The organism is Vulcanisaeta souniana JCM 11219, assembly GCF_026000775.1.
Classification (GTDB): domain Archaea; phylum Thermoproteota; class Thermoprotei; order Thermoproteales; family Thermocladiaceae; genus Vulcanisaeta; species Vulcanisaeta souniana.
Map to the genome: position 1 here is coordinate 1660835 of NZ_AP026830.1, position 17195 is coordinate 1678029.

The 17195-nt window shown below is 51.6% G+C and carries 18 protein-coding genes and 1 pseudogene; 9 read left to right on the plus strand and 10 right to left on the minus strand.

Annotated elements, in window-relative coordinates; translation table 11 throughout:
• Positions 1-126: 126 nt before the first annotated feature.
• From Vsou_RS08950 to Vsou_RS08995, 10 genes and pseudogenes are all read right to left on the minus strand, one after another.
• Entirely contained in the window at positions 127-693 is a 567-nt protein-coding gene (locus Vsou_RS08950; protein WP_054843884.1) for a PaREP1 family protein, read from the minus strand.
• 53 nt (positions 694-746) lie between these two features.
• Positions 747-1751, minus strand: a complete 1005-nt coding sequence (locus tag Vsou_RS08955) for an ATP-binding protein (protein WP_188603924.1) — start codon at positions 1749-1751, stop codon at positions 747-749.
• Positions 1748-2307: pseudogene (locus Vsou_RS08960) on the minus strand (PaREP1 family protein). Before Vsou_RS08960 ends, Vsou_RS08955 begins: the two are co-directional and overlap by 4 nt.
• A 24-nt stretch (positions 2308-2331) precedes the next feature.
• The gene (locus Vsou_RS08965) at positions 2332-3348 is read right to left on the minus strand and encodes an ATP-binding protein (RefSeq protein WP_188603923.1); all 1017 of its coding nucleotides are present in this window, start codon (positions 3346-3348) and stop codon (positions 2332-2334) included.
• The gene (locus Vsou_RS08970) at positions 3345-4364 is read right to left on the minus strand and encodes an ATP-binding protein (RefSeq protein WP_188603922.1); all 1020 of its coding nucleotides are present in this window, start codon (positions 4362-4364) and stop codon (positions 3345-3347) included. The genes Vsou_RS08965 and Vsou_RS08970 overlap by 4 nt, the downstream gene beginning before the upstream one ends.
• Positions 4361-5365 (minus strand): ATP-binding protein, encoded by a 1005-nt coding sequence (locus Vsou_RS08975; protein ID WP_188603921.1) that lies wholly within the window; start codon positions 5363-5365, stop codon positions 4361-4363. Before Vsou_RS08975 ends, Vsou_RS08970 begins: the two co-directional genes overlap by 4 nt.
• Complete coding sequence (locus Vsou_RS08980) at positions 5365-6378, minus strand: ATP-binding protein (protein ID WP_188603920.1); 1014 nt, start codon at positions 6376-6378, stop codon at positions 5365-5367. Before Vsou_RS08980 ends, Vsou_RS08975 begins: the two co-directional genes overlap by 1 nt.
• Positions 6379-6420: 42 nt before the next feature.
• Positions 6421-6834 (minus strand): hypothetical protein, encoded by a 414-nt coding sequence (locus tag Vsou_RS08985; protein WP_188603919.1) that lies wholly within the window; start codon positions 6832-6834, stop codon positions 6421-6423.
• A 23-nt stretch (positions 6835-6857) separates the two neighbouring features.
• Positions 6858-7439, minus strand: a complete 582-nt coding sequence (locus Vsou_RS08990) for a hypothetical protein (RefSeq protein ID WP_188603918.1) — start codon at positions 7437-7439, stop codon at positions 6858-6860.
• The gene (locus Vsou_RS08995; protein ID WP_188603917.1) at positions 7436-9067 is read right to left on the minus strand and encodes a hypothetical protein; all 1632 of its coding nucleotides are present in this window, start codon (positions 9065-9067) and stop codon (positions 7436-7438) included. Before Vsou_RS08995 ends, Vsou_RS08990 begins: the two co-directional genes overlap by 4 nt.
• Before the next feature lie 138 nt (positions 9068-9205).
• On the opposite strand from Vsou_RS08995, the gene Vsou_RS09000 reads away from it, so the two are divergent.
• From Vsou_RS09000 to Vsou_RS09040, 9 genes are read left to right on the plus strand one after another with little or no spacing between them, the layout of a single operon-like run.
• A complete protein-coding gene (locus Vsou_RS09000; RefSeq protein ID WP_188603916.1) occupies positions 9206-10684 on the plus strand; it encodes an oligosaccharide flippase family protein in 1479 nt (492 codons plus the stop codon).
• A gap of 33 nt (positions 10685-10717) precedes the next feature.
• Positions 10718-11092 (plus strand): hypothetical protein, encoded by a 375-nt coding sequence (locus tag Vsou_RS09005; RefSeq protein ID WP_188603915.1) that lies wholly within the window; start codon positions 10718-10720, stop codon positions 11090-11092.
• The gene (locus tag Vsou_RS09010) at positions 11077-11991 is read left to right on the plus strand and encodes a DUF1616 domain-containing protein (protein ID WP_229709922.1); all 915 of its coding nucleotides are present in this window, start codon (positions 11077-11079) and stop codon (positions 11989-11991) included. Before Vsou_RS09005 ends, Vsou_RS09010 begins: the two co-directional genes overlap by 16 nt.
• The gene (locus Vsou_RS09015; protein ID WP_188603914.1) at positions 11984-12571 is read left to right on the plus strand and encodes a DUF8471 domain-containing protein; all 588 of its coding nucleotides are present in this window, start codon (positions 11984-11986) and stop codon (positions 12569-12571) included. The genes Vsou_RS09010 and Vsou_RS09015 overlap by 8 nt, the downstream gene beginning before the upstream one ends.
• Positions 12559-13284, plus strand: coding sequence for a DUF7982 domain-containing protein (locus Vsou_RS09020; RefSeq protein ID WP_188603913.1), 726 nt, complete (start codon positions 12559-12561; stop codon positions 13282-13284). The genes Vsou_RS09015 and Vsou_RS09020 overlap by 13 nt, the downstream gene beginning before the upstream one ends.
• Entirely contained in the window at positions 13274-13534 is a 261-nt protein-coding gene (locus Vsou_RS09025; protein WP_054843938.1) for a hypothetical protein, read from the plus strand. Before Vsou_RS09020 ends, Vsou_RS09025 begins: the two co-directional genes overlap by 11 nt.
• Positions 13531-15390, plus strand: a complete 1860-nt coding sequence (locus Vsou_RS09030) for a DUF4129 domain-containing protein (protein WP_188603912.1) — start codon at positions 13531-13533, stop codon at positions 15388-15390. The genes Vsou_RS09025 and Vsou_RS09030 overlap by 4 nt, the downstream gene beginning before the upstream one ends.
• The gene (locus Vsou_RS09035; protein ID WP_188603911.1) at positions 15360-16235 is read left to right on the plus strand and encodes a DUF4350 domain-containing protein; all 876 of its coding nucleotides are present in this window, start codon (positions 15360-15362) and stop codon (positions 16233-16235) included. The genes Vsou_RS09030 and Vsou_RS09035 overlap by 31 nt, the downstream gene beginning before the upstream one ends.
• On the plus strand, positions 16232-17194 hold the full coding sequence (locus tag Vsou_RS09040) for an AAA family ATPase (protein ID WP_188603910.1): 963 nt from the start codon (positions 16232-16234) through the stop codon (positions 17192-17194). The genes Vsou_RS09035 and Vsou_RS09040 overlap by 4 nt, the downstream gene beginning before the upstream one ends.
• Position 17195: the final 1 nt, after the last annotated feature.

A 17195-nucleotide genomic window follows, 5' to 3' on the forward strand; every position in this document is an offset into this window, starting at 1 on the left:
TAGCTTAACACAATGTCTGGTCTTCTTCCTGGGCTTGGGGATGTTGTGGTTGGGCGCTTGGTGGTTCTGAGCATCACGGTTTTTAGTGTCCTGTGCTTAATGATTGTCCTCTTTCTCGCAGTATTCTTAAGTGCGTCTGTCCGCGTTGTCACTGGCTTTCTTGAGTTGGTTGAGTGTTTGTTCTAGGTCGTTGTTCCACTTTACCCTTGGTTTTAGTTCCTCGATTCTCTTTATTAATTCTTTTATGAGTTCTATTGTTGCCCTTGCGGCTTCTTCCCTGTTTCTGAACTTTGATAGTGCCATGTCTGGGTCTGGTCCGTTGTATTGGTAGTCGTGTAGGTCTAGGGCAGCGCTTGTGGTGAAGTATAACCCAACATACCCAACCTCCTCGAGCATCTGCGACAATGCTACCATTCTGGTGGTTGGAACCCTGGGAACAGCCTTATCCATTAACCACCTACGCTCCTCCTCAGTCTTAGCAACCTGCAGTAGTTTATCTAACTCAAGCCTTAGTAAAGCCGCCAAAAACGCCCTCCAAGCCTGAAAAGCCTTACCAGCCGCATTTCTAACCAAGCCCTCACTGAGGAACCTAATGGCTAGGTATGCCTCAACAAGTGCTTCGAGTAACCTGGCGCTCACGTAGTCCTCCGTGGTGGGTTTCGGCAGTGGTTTCTCGATGGTCTCGGTGCTCATACCCACCTAGTTGCTGGGCCTGGGTTTAAAAGCGCTCAATGCTCTGCTGGGCTTCATGTTACTTCCTCCAGTGCCCTTCTCACGGCTTCCCTGTGTATTGGTGTTTGCCATGCTACGTATTTTCCGATTCCGAGTTCTTCATCCTTTTCTGGTGGTGGTGTGTCCACCCAGTAGTCTGGTTTTCTCTTGGGTAGGAAGTGAATGATGAGGTTCCTCTCGATTAACTCGTTGATTAATTCCCCGGGTGCGTTGAACCACAGGTAATCAGGGTCACCAACGGCCTCCCTAAGGTGACCCGCCCACTTCTTAATGAAGTCGGGTGATAGTTCCTTTTCCTTGGTGATTTTGTCAATGATTTTACCTACGTCCCAGTTGGCGCTGTATAGGTTCTCTAGCATTGCTGGATTTCCTCCGGTTATTCGCCAGACCTCTTCGAGGTCCGGCTTATCGCCGGGTAATTGCTCGTAGAGTTGCTTGAAGCCTTCCCTAGTCATGTTCCACATGGGTGTTGACCAAGCCCACCTATGCCTACCAATCTCCCTCAAACTCACACCCTCACTGGTTGCGGCTATCGTTACTATCCTCTCATAATGCTCGGGTGGATACTCGATTAGGTTGAGCAGTGCCTTCACGTACAATGCAGACTCCTTAACGCCAATGACTTGGAAGGCGTCATCGACTATCACGGCTATCTTGCCCCTGGTCACCCTAATTAATTCCTTGGCGAGGTCGAAGGCAAGCCAAGCCAACCTACCGAGGGCATTTTGGGCGAGGGCATCCTTAACCATCTTAAGGAATTCATCCCTGAGACTAGCCACACCGAACTCGGCAAGAACCTCCCTATTGATTGGGTTAACGTAAATGACCTCAAAACCAAACTCCCTAAGCAACACCACAGACTGCCTAAGCCAAGCAGACTTACCACAACCCTCAGGACCATAAATGACCTGCACCGGGTATGTGCCTTTCCCAGCCCACTCCTCAATGAGTTTAAGGGCGAGGTCCCTATCCACGAATTCCACTTGTTGATTTGCGAAGTTGAGTTTGACCCTCTTCATTGTTTATCCTTAGTTGGATTTTTCCTGGGTTCATTTAGTGCCTCCTCTAGGTCGTTGCTCCACCTTACTCTTGGCTTCAACTCCTCAATGCGCTTGGTCAGCTCCTCTATGAGTAGTTTTACGTCCACCGCAGCCTCCCGCCTACTCCTATACTTCGACAGCGCCAAATCCGGGTCCGGACCATTGTACTGATAATCGTGTAGTTCCAGGGCCACCGCTGTCCAAGCAGATAACGCTTCATAATCAATCTCCTCAAGCATTTGCGCCAGCACCTTCATCCTGCCCGTTGAAACCCTAGGGACAACCCTCCCCATTAATCACCCACGTACTTCATCAGTCCTAACCACCTGGAGCAACCTATCAAGCTCAAGCCTCAGTAATACAGCCAATAAAGCCCTCCAGGCCTGGAAGGCTTTGCCCGCGCGTTTCTGACTAGGCCTTCATTAAGGAATTTGATGGCTAGGTTTGCCTCGGTTAGGGACTCCAGGAGCCTGGCATTTATGTAGTTCTCCGTGGTTGGCTTGGGTAGGGGCCTCTCGAGGTTTTCAGCGCCCATGCCCCGAGTCTTCAGTGGGATTCCTCACATTAATCCCTGCAATGCACTCCTGACTGCTTCCCTGTGCAGTGGTGATTGCCACGCGACGCGCCTGCCAATCCCCAGCTCTGGGTCCTTCTCCGGCGGTGGTTGATCGATCCATAGGTATTCATCCCTCCACTGTGGTATTTCGATTATGAGGTTTAGCTCGATTAGCCTATTCATTAGTGGTATTCTTTCCCTGCTCATGAGTGTGTCTGGGTCGTTGATTGCCTCATCAAGCCAACGCTTTTCTTCACTGGTAAGTGAGTCTATGAATGCGTCAAGGCCCTTCTCATCACGCATATCCCTAATGACGGCCTTCACACTCCAACCAGCATTGTAAAGCCTCTCCAACATCCTCGGGTTTCCACCCGTCAATTTCCAGACCTCCTCGAATGGTGGCTTATCGCCGGGCAACTGATCATACAACTGCCTGAACCCATCCCTAGGCATATTCCACATAACCCTTAGGTTAGCCCACGTGTGTCTTCCTATTTCCCTCCTCGAAACACCCTCACTCGTGGCAGCTATCGTGACTATTTTCTCGTAGTGCTCCGGAGGATACTCAATCAAGTTCAGTAAGGCTTTTACGTACAATGCCGATTCCCTCACGCCAATGACTTGAAACGCGTCATCGACTATCACGGCTATTTTTCCTCTGGTCACCCTAATTAATTCCTTGGCGAGGTCGAAGGCAAGCCAAGCCAACCTACCGAGGGCATTCTGGGCAAGAGCCTCCCTAACCATCTTAAGGAATTCATCCTTGAGACTAGCCACACCGAACTCGGCAAGGACCTCCCTATTGATTGGGTTAACGTAAATGACCTCAAAACCAAACTCCCTAAGCAACTCCACGGACTGCCTAAGCCAAGCAGACTTACCACAACCCTCAGGACCCAAGACAACCTGGACTGGGAAGGTACCCTTCACAGCCCATTCCTCGGCAACTCTCCTGAGGGCCGAGTCCCTATCAACGAATTCTATTTCCTTGCCCGCGAAGTTGAGTTTGACCCTCCTCATGACTTAGTCTCCCCTAGTACCTTCCTGATTGCTTCCCTGTGTATTGGGCTTTGCCATGCGACGTACTTTCCGATCCCTAGCTCCTCATCCTTTTCTGGCGGTGGTTCTCCGATCCACAGGTATTCCTCCCTCTCGGGTATGTCATCAATTATTAGGTTTAATTCGACGAGTTTGTCCATGAGAGGTATCCTCTCCCTATTCATTAGGGTGTCTGGGTTTTCGGTGGCTTCCTGGAGCCAGGATTTCTCGGTGTTGGTGAGGGATGATATGAATGTCCTTAGTCTCTTTTCGCTGATTATATCGCTGATTACCTTATCCGTGTTCCACCTGTTCTCGTAGAGGTTTCCCAGCATCCTTGGGTTACCGCCGGTTAGCTTCCACGCTTCCTCGAGGCTTGGCTTATTGTCGGGTATTTGCTCGTAGAGTTGTCTAAAGCCGTCCCTCGCCATGTTCCACATGATGTCTAAGTGGGCCCACGTGTGCCTTCCTATTTCCCTCCTCGAAACACCCTCGCTGGTGGCTACTATTGTTATTACCCTCTCGTACTCAGCCGGTGGGTACTCGATTAGGTTGAGCAGTGCCTTCACGTACATTGCCGATTCCCTCACGCCAATCACCTGGAATACGTCGTCTGCGAGTATGGCTATCCTGCCTCTCCTCGCCTTTATTAATTCATTAATTACGTTATAGGCTATCCACGCAATCCTTGCCAGGGCGTTTTGGCTAATTGCTTCCTGGGCGAGCCTGTAGAGCTCGTTTCTTAGGTCCTTAATCCCAACTTCAGCGTAGACGCGCCCGTTGAGTGGGTTTATGTAGATCACGTCGAAGCCATAATCCCTAAGCAACTCCACGGACTGCAGGAGCCAAGCCGTCTTACCACAGCCCTCAGGCCCTAGGACAACCTCCACAAGCCTCATGCCCCTATCAACCCACTCATCAATGCGTTTGATGGCTATCTCCCTGTCCGTGAACTCAACCTGCAGGTCTAGGGCCAGGGGTAGTTTAATCCTCCTCACATTAACCCCTGCAACGCCCTCCTAACCGCCTCTCTATGCAGTGGCGACTGCCACGCAACGTAGCGGCCAATCCCGAGTTCCTCATCCTTCTCAGGCGGTGGTGTGTCCACCCATTGGTCCGGGTCCCTGCTGGGTATTCCGTAGATTATTAGGTTCCTCTTGATGAGTTCATTGGCGAGTTCCCTGGGCCCCTCATTCCACAGGTAATCCGGGTCGCTCAGTACGGCCTCCATCTCCCTCCTCCACCGCCTAATGAACTCCCTAGTCACTTCCCTATCCAGGATTAACTGCTCAATGACCTTATCAGCATTCCAACCCCTCTCGTAGAGTCTCTCGAGCATCCTCGGATTCCCACCAGTCAATCCCCACACCTCCTCGAATGGCGGCTTACTGCCCGGTATCTGCTTATAGAGTTTCTCGAAGCCCTCTTTCGGCATGTTCCAAATTGGCGTGATGTCCGACCACGAGTGCCTTCCAATCTCCCTTAGGCTGACGCCCTCGCTTGTTGCGGCTATTGCTATCATGCTCTCATAATTGGCTGGCGGGTGTTCGAGCAGTCCAAGTAGTCCCTTGACGTATATGGCTGCCCTGTCTAAACCAATCACTTGAAAGGCATCATCGACGATCACGGCTAGCCTGCGCACCCTAGCCTTAATGGCCTCCCTGGCAACGTCAATCACAGCCCAGGCAACCCTACCCCAGGTGAGTTGGCTCGTGGCCTCGCGGATTATATCCATTAGTTTATTCCTCAGTTTTTCAATACCAAGCTCAACAATGAATGAACCCTCGATGGGGTTTACGTAGATTACCTCAAACCCATGATCCCTCAGCACCTCAGCCGACTGCATTAGCCAAGCGGTCTTACCACAGCCCTCCGGGCCATAGACCACGTGTGGAAGGGCCATACCCCTATCAATCCATTGCTCAATCCATTTAATCGCTGAATCCCTATCCACGAAGTTAATCCTTACGTTAGCGAGCCTAAGCTCAATCCTCCTCATTACTTCAGGGATTCAAGGACCCTCTTAACGGCTTCCCTATGTATTGGGCTTTGCCATGCGACGTACTTTCCGATCCCTAGCTCCTCATCCTTTTCTGGCGGTGGTTGGTCAATCCATTGGTATTCCTCCCTCTCGGGTATGTCGTCAATTATCAGGTTCAATTCAACCAGTCTGTCCATGAGAGGTATCCTCTCCCTAGCGAATAACGTGTCAGGATCATTAACCGCCTCCATGAGCCAAGCCCTCTTGACGCTTGAGAGAGACCTTGCGAATCGCCTTAACTTATTTCTATTAATCACCTCATTAACCACCTTATCAACACTCCAATTATTCTCATAGAGTCTCTCCAACATCCTTGGGTTTCCTCCGGTTATTCGCCAAATCTCTTCGAAACCCGGCTTATCGCCGGGCAACTGGTCATACAACTGCCTGAAGCCTTCCTTCGGCATGTTCCACATGGGTATTATGTCGGACCACTCATGCCTACCAATCTCACGCCTCGAAACACCCTCACTCGTGGCAGCGATGGCGACAATCCTTTCATATAATTCCGGTGGGTGTTCTATTAGTCCGAGCATTCCCTTGACGTATATGGCCGCCTTATCAAGGTCTATGGCTTGGAAGGCGTCGTCGACGATAACCGCCAGTCTACCCCTCCTCATCCTTATTAATTCCCTGGCTAGGTCAATGACCACCCACACAGCCCTGACCCAGGCATCGCTGGTAGCCTCACGGAGAATCTCAACCAGCCTCCTCCTAACATCCTCAACACCCGCCTCAGCCATGAACCTCTGCTCAATGGGGTTTATGTAGATCACGTCGAAGCCATAATCCCTAAGCAACTCCACGGACTGCAGAAGCCAAGCCGTCTTACCGCAGCCCTCAGGTCCATAAACCACCTTCGGAAACCCAGCACCCCTCTCGGCCCATTCCTCAACGCGTCTCATTGCTAGGTCTCTGTCCACGAATTCGACCGCCAGGTTTGGTGTTAGGGATAGCCTTATTCTTCTCATGCCGTATCCCTCCCTATGGCTTGGGTCGTGGCTTTGCCGTGTTCACGTCAGCTCCGGCCTGTATATTATTGGTGTGTTTAGCCACATTAGGCCCATGTTTATCATGTCCTGGGACCTCCTAACGATAGCCCTGACCCACCCAAGTCTCTCGACCAGTTTCCTGCCGACTAGGTAGGCTACGAATTTCGCCTTCCTCATTAGTACGAGGCTTAGCGCCTCTATTACTGCCTCCCTGAGCATTTCCAGGGCCTTCGGTGACTTGAACCTGAGACCTCGCCTTAGGTATGGAATTGCCGCCTCAAGGAGGCCCCTGCGGAGTGAGTTAACCCTCCACCAGACGCCGAGTCTTAGGGCTATCCTCTTTGTTGATTGCATTAGTTGCAGGCTGATTGCATTGATGGTGTTGTTAAGGAAGTCTTTTATGAGTCCCAGGGCCTCCTCGGGCGGTATAAACATTATGACATATAAGTTAGGACCCATTATATAAACATTGCCTGAGAATGAACCATTGGCTCTATGCTTGTTTGTCTTGGTTTACCGTGTTTCCTCACTTCCATGGCCGCTGGCATTGCCATTAGTCCCACGGCTAGGGCCACCCAGTATATTAGGTGTGGGGTTATTGTTATTGTCATTAGTATGTTGGTGCCTCCGTAATTCATGGTCATGACGCCGCTGCCCATGAGCACAAGCGGGTACCTCGCGGGTACGTGGTACAAGCCAAATACGTAGTTCGCTATGTAGTATATTATGATTGGGTATATTAGGTATGGTATTGATAATGAGATTAATGTGTATGTCCTTATTGGTGTTCCCTTCACGGTCACTAGGTATATGTTTCTTGCAAGGATTATTATTAGGTATGCCCTGTATGCCTCGAGTATTGCTGTGATTAAGCCTGAGATCTCTAGGGTTGTTCCCAGGAGTGTTACCGTGAATTGGAATGGTGATGTTCCAATAATGAGTAGCCCTCCGAAGTTGTAGGTCCACCAATCCAGCGGTATTGCCACCACGGCCAGCCCAAGGACCAGGTACACCAGTGTGATTGGGTGCTTGACCTTCATGGTCTCACCCTTAGCCTAACCAGCGTTGAGCCAGCCATGACTGTTACATTGACGTACTCGTTAAGGGCGCTTGCATTGGTCACCTGCAGCCTGAGTATCCCGGTGCTGTTTGGCGGTATCTCGACTGGGGCTACGAGGTGTATGTATTGGTTGGTTATGTTGATTATAGCCATGTGCACACCGAGTGGGTTCCTGATGAGCACCTCTATGACCTGTGGTTCAAGCCCCGTACTGCCTATTGTGAATTCCTCGGTTAGGTTCACGCCCATGATGCCGAGGATTATCGTCACGTTCTCACCCACCGGGTTGGTTGTGTTCGTTATCAGTAGCCTTAGTATTGCCGTTCCCATGGGTGGTATTGTCGTGGTGTTTATTAGGTGGAGGCTTGGGCTTGTTATGTTGTATATGGTTATTGCGTAGTTCATTGGGTTCTCAACGGCCATGCTTAGTACGGCGCCCCTGAGGACACTGGGACCGGCTACGCTGCCCAGTGGTATTGATGTCGTTAGGTTTATGCCGTCAACACCCAACATCAACAGCGCATCCTCATTACCCATGGCGATGCTCCTATAGAGACCGAGGTAGTTGCTCACGTTTATGGTTATGTATGAGGGGCCGGGTGGAATGACTTGCGGCGTGTTGGCCAGCTCTATGTATTGTCCGCTTAGTTCATAGACCGTGACCTCGGTGCCCAGCGGGTTTTCCACGTCGATCCTCAGTACACCGCCTGTGCTTATGGGCGTGGCGTTAATTCCCCTGCTTAGTACGAATTCACTGCTCATTGTTGCGCCGCCTAGGTTTACGGTTGCGTTAACCACCTCCTCGCCCTCCTGGTATAGGGTGTAGAAGCCCGTGTAGTTCCACACGTGGAACTCCGCAATTGCCGTGTTGTTTGGCGGTACCTCCACAGGGCTGACTAGGGTTATGTACCTGCCCGTGATGTTGTACAGGGTCACTGTGAACGGGTAATTATTCCTGACGCCAATGCTTACGTACCCGCCGCCCAGGTTTGGTATTGACAATGGTACATTGGTTATTTTACCAAGTATGCCCACTGTGGTTATTCCCACCCCGCATGCCGTTAGGTTCATGGTTATTGTCTCCTTGCCGGACGTGTATGATTGGTAGAGGGCTTGGGCATTAGTTATTGCCAGCGTCACGGTGGCCGTGCCCTGTGGCTGGACCGTGTATTGCCTGTTCATGGTTATGTAGTTTCCCGTTATGTTGTTTATGACTACCGTGCAGTTGAGACTGTTGGTAACCAGTAGTGTCATGGTTTGCTCGTTGTATGACTGCACGTTAATGCCCAGCGTCCCATTTATACTGGTTGGTATCCTGGGTACTTCGAAGGTGAGCCCTCCCGTGGTATTCATTGGCGCGCTCGGTATGTGCATACGCAGTAACCCAGTGCCATTCTTAATGGCCGCCAGCACGCCTGAGAGTCCCTGGGCATTTAGTTCTATGTTCGGCGTAATAACGCTACTACTTATCTCACTTAGTGACTTGTTGATTATGCTGATTGGTTGCGTCACGTAGTTATGTATGTTGGCTGGGACGTTATTGACCAATACGTACACCACAACTACTGCTACAGCTACCAAAATGGCTATGAGTCTAATTACATCCATATGCAATGATTTACCTCTATTCTTTATAAACTATAGCATTCGTGACTTGGGTAAACGCAATGGACATCGCCCTTAGCTTATTAATGCGTCATTGTGAATAATGCTTTAATTATGCCTTGCTAGGGATGGCTTTGTTTAATGAGGGAGCCGCCAGTTGTTGGTGTGGTATTTGGATACCTATACTCTGCGGTTAATTACGCCCTTGCATTGATCTACGTCATTGTATTGACCAGGTACATACCCCTGACCCAATATGGTTATTACAATACGTTAATGGCCATGATAGGTATGATAGGTCTATTCTTCCCAACCCTCGGTGTCGATGCTGCCATAGCCAGGGAGGGCGCCATGCTCCACTCAAGGGGCTTGGGCATTGATGACCACTACGCCGCGTTGCTGACCATTTCCCTGACAGTCTCGACACTCTACGCCACGGCGTTGATAATCGCAATACCACTATACCTAGTCAGCAGGATGCCCAGTGAGTACATGGGCCTAGTCTTCATTTACGCGGCCTACGTGGCCATTGCTGGAATCAACGGCGCACTATCGGCGTACCTATGGATGATGGGTAGGTTGGCATCCCAGGGAATAGGCGGTATAGTGGGTAATATCGTGTTCAGGGGCATTGAGATAGCCCTACTGGTGCTGCTCAGGAGTGTTTATGCAATAGTAATTGGGATGGTGATAGGCCAACTGGTCACCCTAATCTACTACTTAGCCATTGTTAAGCGCCTTGTCAACCCAGGTAGGGGCGTTGCATTGATCAGGAGGGGTTTCAGGGGCTACCTAAGCCTTGGGATCCAGAATTGGTTACTTAGTTACCTGAGTTCAGTTAGTGGTTACGCGATTACGTACGTGATTTACTCCTTCATTGGAACCACCTACGTCGCCCTATACAGCCTTGCGGGCTACATACTGGGGGCCATCACGGCGCTGGGAGGGGCCGTGACAAACGTGTTCGGGAGTAGGGTGGCCCACGCATTGGGTTCCGGCCTCACAGATAGGCACCACTTGATTCGTGATTACACGGTGGCTGCGATATCCGTAAGCGGCGTCCTAGCCACAGGGGCAATACTGGCGGCGCCATTACTGCCGCTGCTCGGCATCATTCATGGCGATTACGTCGAGACAATACCGTACGGCATTGCCCTATTCGGCACTGCTGTACTCGGTTCTGTGAACTCGATATACTCAACGTACTACTGGGTATCCGGCAGGGGTTGGATCGCCCTCGAGGTCTCCTCCGTGGGCATTGCGGTGAATGTGGTCATTGCATTGGCACTATTAATCGTTGATAGGGGCCTGGGCCTTTATTCCGTGATAATCGCGACTTACCTGGGCTCGTTGGCCCCACTCATTATGTACCTGCTCATGGATGGGAATCCCCAAATCAGTGATATTGTGGTAAACACCACCACGTACCTACTCCTCTCTATTGCCGGTGCGTTGCCATACCTATTAATGGCCAATTCCTGGCCGCTGTATCAACTAATTGTCTTTCTAGTGACCATCCTCGTGACATACATCATGAGGCCAATACCCAGGTCCGTCATTAACCAGCTGCCCGGCTTTGTAAAGCCGTTACTAACGCCATTCATTGAAACGGGCGAGTAAAGCTTTATTTTACTCCCTGGTTTATAGCGTTAAATGATTGATCATTACGTGATTAACCTAGTTAGGGAGTTCCTGGTGAGGCACGTTGACTGCATTAGCCTATCCGTACTAACTCACGTAAGGGTCCTCGCCATTAGGTACAACTCATGGTGGAGGGTCAACCCACTCAAGAGGGCGTTGATCAATGCAGCAATCGCCTACCTGAGGAACGGCCTCGTCATTAGGTCTACGACATTAATAGGCATGCTTAGGGATGCCGTCATTGACGCGCTCATGAACACCGTTACCAGGAAGTTATCATTCATAGCCTACGTCATAGGGACCAAGCTCGGCGAACCCAGGAACCCAGTAATTGCCGGGTTGCAGTGGCTCAATAGACCCGTGCAGTACAGGTGGTTGGTCGGGTGAGACACAGCCACCTACTGCTACTGGCCCTACTACTCACGGCGCTGGGGATCGCGGCGCACTCCCAACAGCCAACGGCATTAACCGCGTATCAGTACATCGTCGAACTAAGTAAGTTGGGCGTTAACACCACGTCCCTCGTCAATGAACTAAACAACGCAATAAGCCTCGAGGCATCGGGCCAGGTGGGTAATGCATCCGCGGTGGTGGGCGGTTTAATAGCCAGGGCACAATCACTGATGCCCAGCGCGAGGCTTTGGTACGTGGTGGGCATAATCGCCAAGGCCGTCGCCTCGGCCGCGGTCATAGCCCTGGTCGCCGTGTTCTACGTCAAGAGGCGCGAGTTGATAGGCTCGATTTGGCTAAGGGCCAGGGGCAGTAATAGGGTTAGGGGCGGTGGACCCTGTAGGCCTAGGACCTTCATCTTCAATGAGGAGGTGGCCGCCGTGGCCCTATCCCTCGTTATAATACTAATTGTGTTCCTAACTGCCCAATCAATGGTGAGTGGTTACACCCAGTCCTTCTCTGCGATTGGGTACCTGGGACCCACGGGCAAGCTCGGTGATTACCCAAGCACGGTCATCGTGGGCCAACCAATAAGTCTCTACATATACGTGTATAACCACATGGGCGTACCCACCTGGTTCGTGGTGAGGGTGTTCGTGATCAACAACACGGTGGCCCAACCACCCCTTAACCAGACGCCGGTCATGGTCTTCCAGAGGGTCCTCATGAATAATGAGTCCTGGATCGAACCACTGACACTCAGCATAAACTCAACGGGTACCTACAGGATAATTAGTGAGTTGTGGATGTATAGCCCAGGCAACCTAACCCTCGTCTACACCGGTAATTACGTGCAGCTGTGGGTCAACGTGACCCAGGTGGTGCCCAGTGGATAGCCGCGACATTAGAGACGCCATTAGGAAGGCCCTAAGCACCAACCAGTGCGCGAGCGTTAGTGAGCTCGTAACTGAGGTTTCCAGGGCGTTGGGCGTTCCCAGGGGCCTGGTCGCCTATGAGGTCATGATGATGTGGAAGAACGGAGAGCTGGAGCTCGAGGGCGTCCCACGCAATTCCGTGGCTTATGTCTTCAGTGTTGAGGGCCTTTGGTACTGGGTCTCCCTGGCCCTCGTCGCCGCGTCGATACTCGCCGTGACGTTAATAAACGGTGGGCCGCTCATCTACCTTAGGTATGGCCTAGGCGCATTGATGCTCCTGTTCATGCCGGGCTACGCACTCGTTGAGTCGCTGTACCCAAGGGGTGATGAATTAAGTCCGCTGGAGAGGCTCGCCCTATCCATTGGCCTCAGCCTAGCAGTCTTACCACTAATCGGCCTAGTGCTTAACTACACCCCGTGGGGCATCAGGTTCGTGCCCATTGTGGTGTCCACGAATTCGGTAACGGTGACCCTACTCACGGTTGCCCTGGTCAGGAAGGCCAGGATATTCGAGGCGGGTGAGGATAGGTGCCAAGGCTGAACAGCGACCTGGGCATCTCATTGATAATACTCGGGGCAGGACTCCTGGTCATTGGCTACCTAATCCTGGACTCGACCCCGGTCTTCGTGCTCGGGATAGCCGTGGTGATAATGGGGCTCCTGGCGGCGTGGGGTGAGGGATCGCTGGAGAGGACCCAGCTCGAGCTCGCCAGGTCCGGGTGGACGAACACAAGCGCCCTGCTGGAGAGCATTGGTACGGCCAGTAGGGCGATTTACCTACCCAGCTCAGCGACTGAGGCAGGGACGTCAATGGCCCTGGTACCGCTTGTAAGGCCTGAGCCACCAAGTATCAAATTGCCGAGGGGCTTCGCGATTAGGTATGGCAGGGAGGGAGAGTCCGGCCTCCTACTCTACACGCCAGGCTCAATAGCGGTTAGTAGGTGCTTGGGTGTTGGTGCCATAAGTAGTGACGTGGCCACAAGCCTAACCAACTGCCTGGTCAATCACCTAACCGTGGCCCGCGGGGTGACGGCAATGCCCAGTGAGGGTGGCGTCACTGTAGTGGTTAGGGAGTCAAGGGTTGGGGAGTTGTATGGTAATGAGTTGGTGAGGGCTGTCCTTGGCTTGCCAACGGCCTCCCTGGTGGCCTCCGTGGTTGCTGAGTCCCTGAACTCACCGGTAGTGATAGAGACGGAGGAGGTTAGGGGTAAGGACGTGGTTGTTAAGCTTAGGGTGGTTGGTGGTGGTCCTTAAGCGATTATTAGTGGCACAGCTGGTTTTGTACACGGTCGTGATAGCGTTCCTAGCGTACTTGGGCATTAACGACTTTGCAATCTACATATCACTGATCACGCTGGTCTACCTCGTGACGATAATAACCGCCCACCCACTACCGCCTGGTGCGCGTGGGGTCGCCAATGTCATAACGGCCATACTCGTGGCCGTGTTCCTATACTTCGCGGTGATGAGAATACTCCAAATACTCGGTGTGGCTGTGGTATGAGGGTGATTTACCTAGCCCTCATCGCCCTTGGGATCGTCATGGCGGTGGTCTACCTAGGCCACGCCATTGCCTGGCCATCACTATCAATCCCAAACCCACTTAATGAGAAGCTCTCGGTTAACACTCAGGGTGTTGTTCAGCTTTACATAACGGCCCTGGAGCTTAATGCCCTCGGTAATTACACGGGGGCCCTCAGCATTACGAAGGTCCTTGGCATCACCGCGGCGGTTAAGGTCTCGCCATTGATAAGTCAACTGCATAACTATGAGGCTCAACTTACGAATTACCTAGTTGAATTGAGGAGTATCTACAATGAGATGGTTAACTCGATATCACTGGGTAATTATACCGGTGCCAGGTCCCTGGCAATTGAGGGTTTGCTTATTGATAGTGAGGCTGATAATGAATTAAATGCGATATTAAGCATGCTCAACAATATTGCACCGGGTAGTGCCGGGCAGGTAATCAGCGCCGCCCAGTCAATTAGGCAGTACCTAATTGGCCTAAATGAGACCTTCATAAACGTACTAACCAGCAATTACACTAGGACTGAGCTAACGGTAAATGCCACGCCAAGCACGGTGGTTGTTGGGAGCCCGGTTACGGTGTATGGCGTGCTAACCACGATTAATGGCGTACCAATACCCAACGCCACAATAAACATCTACGTAGGGGGTAACTACGTTGGTAGGGCATTAACGAATGTTTACGGCCAATACTCATTAACATTCACAATGCCCCAGATATACGTGAACAGCGTTAACTTAACGGCGATCTACAACCCACCACTGGGTGGTAATTACCTACCATCTGAAGCCACGGTGCAGATAAACGTGGCATTCAACACGACGTCACTCACAGCCAATTACACGAACCATGTCATGTGGGGTGAGCCCATCAACGTGAGTGGTTATGTGAGTGGCCCACCGATTAGGCAGGTGATTATTAGTATTGATGGGGTTAACGTGAGTACGTACACGGTAAATAACGAATTCTCAACGACGATAAGCACGGGCAACATGACCCCAGGTAACTACTCAATAACTATCTACGCACCGCCGGTTGGCCCGTACTCACCCGCGTACATGGTTGGTTCGGTTTCCGTGAGTTCCGTGGTTGAGAACGTAACGATAATTACGAATTACCTGGCGATAGCAGGCCTGCCTATTACCCTGAGGGGCTTTGTGGGTCCCTGGGTTGGTAACCTGTCCCTTTCATTATCGGTGGGTGGCGAGACAGTGCGCCTGGACTTAAATGGCCCGAACTTCACGGTCTCAATACCAACATCACCGCTCTTGAGTATGGGTAGGCATTACATAATAGTCTCCGTAAGCCCAAGCCCGCCGGTAATGGGCGCTGTCTATACCTACGACGTATTCGTCGTGAATATACCCGAGGTTGTCATACCCATGGCTATAGCCCTGGTGTTATTCCTGGCGGTGAGGACTGAGTCAATAACGTTGCCGGGTAGGGAGGGGGCTACGATTGATAACTCACGGCCTCAGGCAGGCCCCATGCCCATCATGGCAAGGCAAAGCGCTGAGGTTAGGGAGTTGAGGAGGGAGATCATGAGGGCGGCGTTGAGGAGTAAGGTGGACATTAAGAGCGTTAGGGATATAGTGGATGCATTGGCGAGCGCCATCTACGCCATTGGGAATAGGACTGGGGTTAGGCTTAGGGACACAGACACCCTCAGGGAGTACCTAAGGGCTGTTCGGGGTAGGCTAAGTGATGAGGAGTACGCAGTATTTGCGGAGCTCGTTAGGCTCGGTGAATACACACTGTACTCACCCCACATACCAAGTGATGAGGATGTGAGGAGGGCATGGGAGCTGGCGGGAAGGCTCGCTCAATAAGGTGGACACCAATATCCCTGGCACTACTGGCGTTGATCATAATAGCCATTGCGCTCGGCCCATCACTCACACCATTCGACGCCTACAACACCTACTGGGATGGCTACTCAGAGGCCGCTTCAATATGCCTAAGGCCCGTCTACGCCCTGCCCAACAACTTAGTGAACGTGTCATCGGTATTCATAGTTCCAGAGGGCAATGTTAGTGGGTCCCTGGTTACGGAGTTGCTCGATTACGTGATTAATGGAGGCAGGTTAGTGATACTTAACGGTAATGAGTCATTCAGCAACCAATTACTCAAGGAGTTAGGTGTTGGGAGTAGGTTTACGGGTAACGTCATTGAGGACCCCGTATTGAACGTAATTAATGAGAAATTCCCACTGGCCTTCATCGTCAGTAACCCAGTGGTTCAGACCAACGCCACAACCATAGCACTTGACGATGCCACGACCATCAGCATTAACGACGCTGGTGCCGTGACCATCGCAGTAACGAGTAGGTTCAGTGCGGCGGGTAATTCCACAGGGCCATTCTCTGTGGTTGTTGCCGTACCCGTGGGTAAGGGCTACGTGATATTGGTGTCCAGCCCGGGCATGTTCATGAACTCCATGACTAATGAGACGGGTAATGCGGAATTCCTGAGGGCGTTGTGTGGTAATGGCACGGCGCTGTATCTGGAGAGCGCATTGGCAGGTAATCCCCAGGGTGTCGTCAGGGCTTGGCTATTAACGGCTTATACCTACGCATCCACCTACCCCATTAATTACCTAATTATTGTAATGCCGGTCATAATAATCATGGTAGTACTATTAATAAATGAGGCAAGGCATGGTGCCGAGGTATGAGCGCTCAGGGACTTAACGTGATTAAGCGCATTAAGGATGGTATTTCAAGGGTATTCATTGGTAACGAACCGGCAATACAGGTGTTATTGGCAACACTCCTCAGCGAGGGTCATGCACTGCTACTGGGTCCAATAGGCTCCGGCAAGACGACGCTGGCCAGGGCTTTGGCGTCGATAATAGGGGGTACGTTTAAGAGGGTTCAGGTGACTAATGAGACACTCCCATCGGACATACTGGGCTTCATAATTTACGCACCCGGTATGGAGCCCAGGCTTGTTAAGGGGCCCATCTTCGCAAACGTGGTCCTCCTCGACGAGATCAATAGAGCGCCACCGAGGACCCTATCGGCATTGATAGAGGCAATGCAGGAGAGGCAGGTAACCATTGATGGCACACCCCTCGAGCTACCCAGGCCCCACATGGTCCTTGCAACGATGAACATAGTCGAGGTTGAACTCGGCTACACTCAGGCACTGCCGATGGCGATACTCGATAGGTTCATGTCGAGTATATACGTGAGTTACGTAAGCGATGCCGAGGAGGTCATGATAATCAAGGATATTGATAGGATAGAGCATGAGTTATCAACGCTGGGTAGTATCACCAGCCTTGGTGAGGTTGCGAAATTAATAGATGATGTAAAGAACGTGTATGTTGATGACTCGGTGATCGGCTACATCATGGGCCTGGTTAGGGAGATTAGGAGCGATCCAAGGGTTCAGGTAACGCTCAGTACCAGGGCGTCCATAAGCCTCTTCAAGCTTTCAAGAGCCCTGGCCTACCTCGATGGTAGGGACTACGTACTTCCCGATGACGTTAAGGTGGCGGCGTACCCAGCCCTCATGCATAGGATAATCCTCAGGCCTGAGTATAGGGGTTCCGTAACGCCGATCAGCGTCATCAATGACGCATTGAATAAGGTCCCTGTACCCCACTACATACAGACCCCGGTGCGGTAAG

Excerpts from the sequence above, each read along its gene's own strand:
- Vsou_RS08975 (WP_188603921.1), bottom strand. The coding sequence starts at position 5,365 with ATGAGGAGGATTGAGCTTAGGCTCGCTAACGTAAGGATTAACTTCGTG.
- Vsou_RS08965 (WP_188603923.1), bottom strand. The coding sequence starts at position 3,348 with ATGAGGAGGGTCAAACTCAACTTCGCGGGCAAGGAAATAGAATTCGTT.
- Vsou_RS09000 (WP_188603916.1), top strand. The coding sequence starts at position 9,206 with ATGAGGGAGCCGCCAGTTGTTGGTGTGGTATTTGGATACCTATACTCT.
- Vsou_RS08950 (WP_054843884.1), bottom strand. The coding sequence starts at position 693 with ATGAGCACCGAGACCATCGAGAAACCACTGCCGAAACCCACCACGGAG.
- Vsou_RS09040 (WP_188603910.1), top strand. The coding sequence starts at position 16,232 with ATGAGCGCTCAGGGACTTAACGTGATTAAGCGCATTAAGGATGGTATT.
- Vsou_RS08990 (WP_188603918.1), bottom strand. The coding sequence starts at position 7,439 with ATGAAGGTCAAGCACCCAATCACACTGGTGTACCTGGTCCTTGGGCTG.
- Vsou_RS09035 (WP_188603911.1), top strand. The coding sequence starts at position 15,360 with ATGGGAGCTGGCGGGAAGGCTCGCTCAATAAGGTGGACACCAATATCC.
- Vsou_RS08980 (WP_188603920.1), bottom strand. The coding sequence starts at position 6,378 with ATGAGAAGAATAAGGCTATCCCTAACACCAAACCTGGCGGTCGAATTC.
- Vsou_RS08995 (WP_188603917.1), bottom strand. The coding sequence starts at position 9,067 with ATGGATGTAATTAGACTCATAGCCATTTTGGTAGCTGTAGCAGTAGTT.
- Vsou_RS09005 (WP_188603915.1), top strand. The coding sequence starts at position 10,718 with ATGATTGATCATTACGTGATTAACCTAGTTAGGGAGTTCCTGGTGAGG.
- Vsou_RS08985 (WP_188603919.1), bottom strand. The coding sequence starts at position 6,834 with ATGTTTATACCGCCCGAGGAGGCCCTGGGACTCATAAAAGACTTCCTT.
- Vsou_RS08955 (WP_188603924.1), bottom strand. The coding sequence starts at position 1,751 with ATGAAGAGGGTCAAACTCAACTTCGCAAATCAACAAGTGGAATTCGTG.
- Vsou_RS09030 (WP_188603912.1), top strand. The coding sequence starts at position 13,531 with ATGAGGGTGATTTACCTAGCCCTCATCGCCCTTGGGATCGTCATGGCG.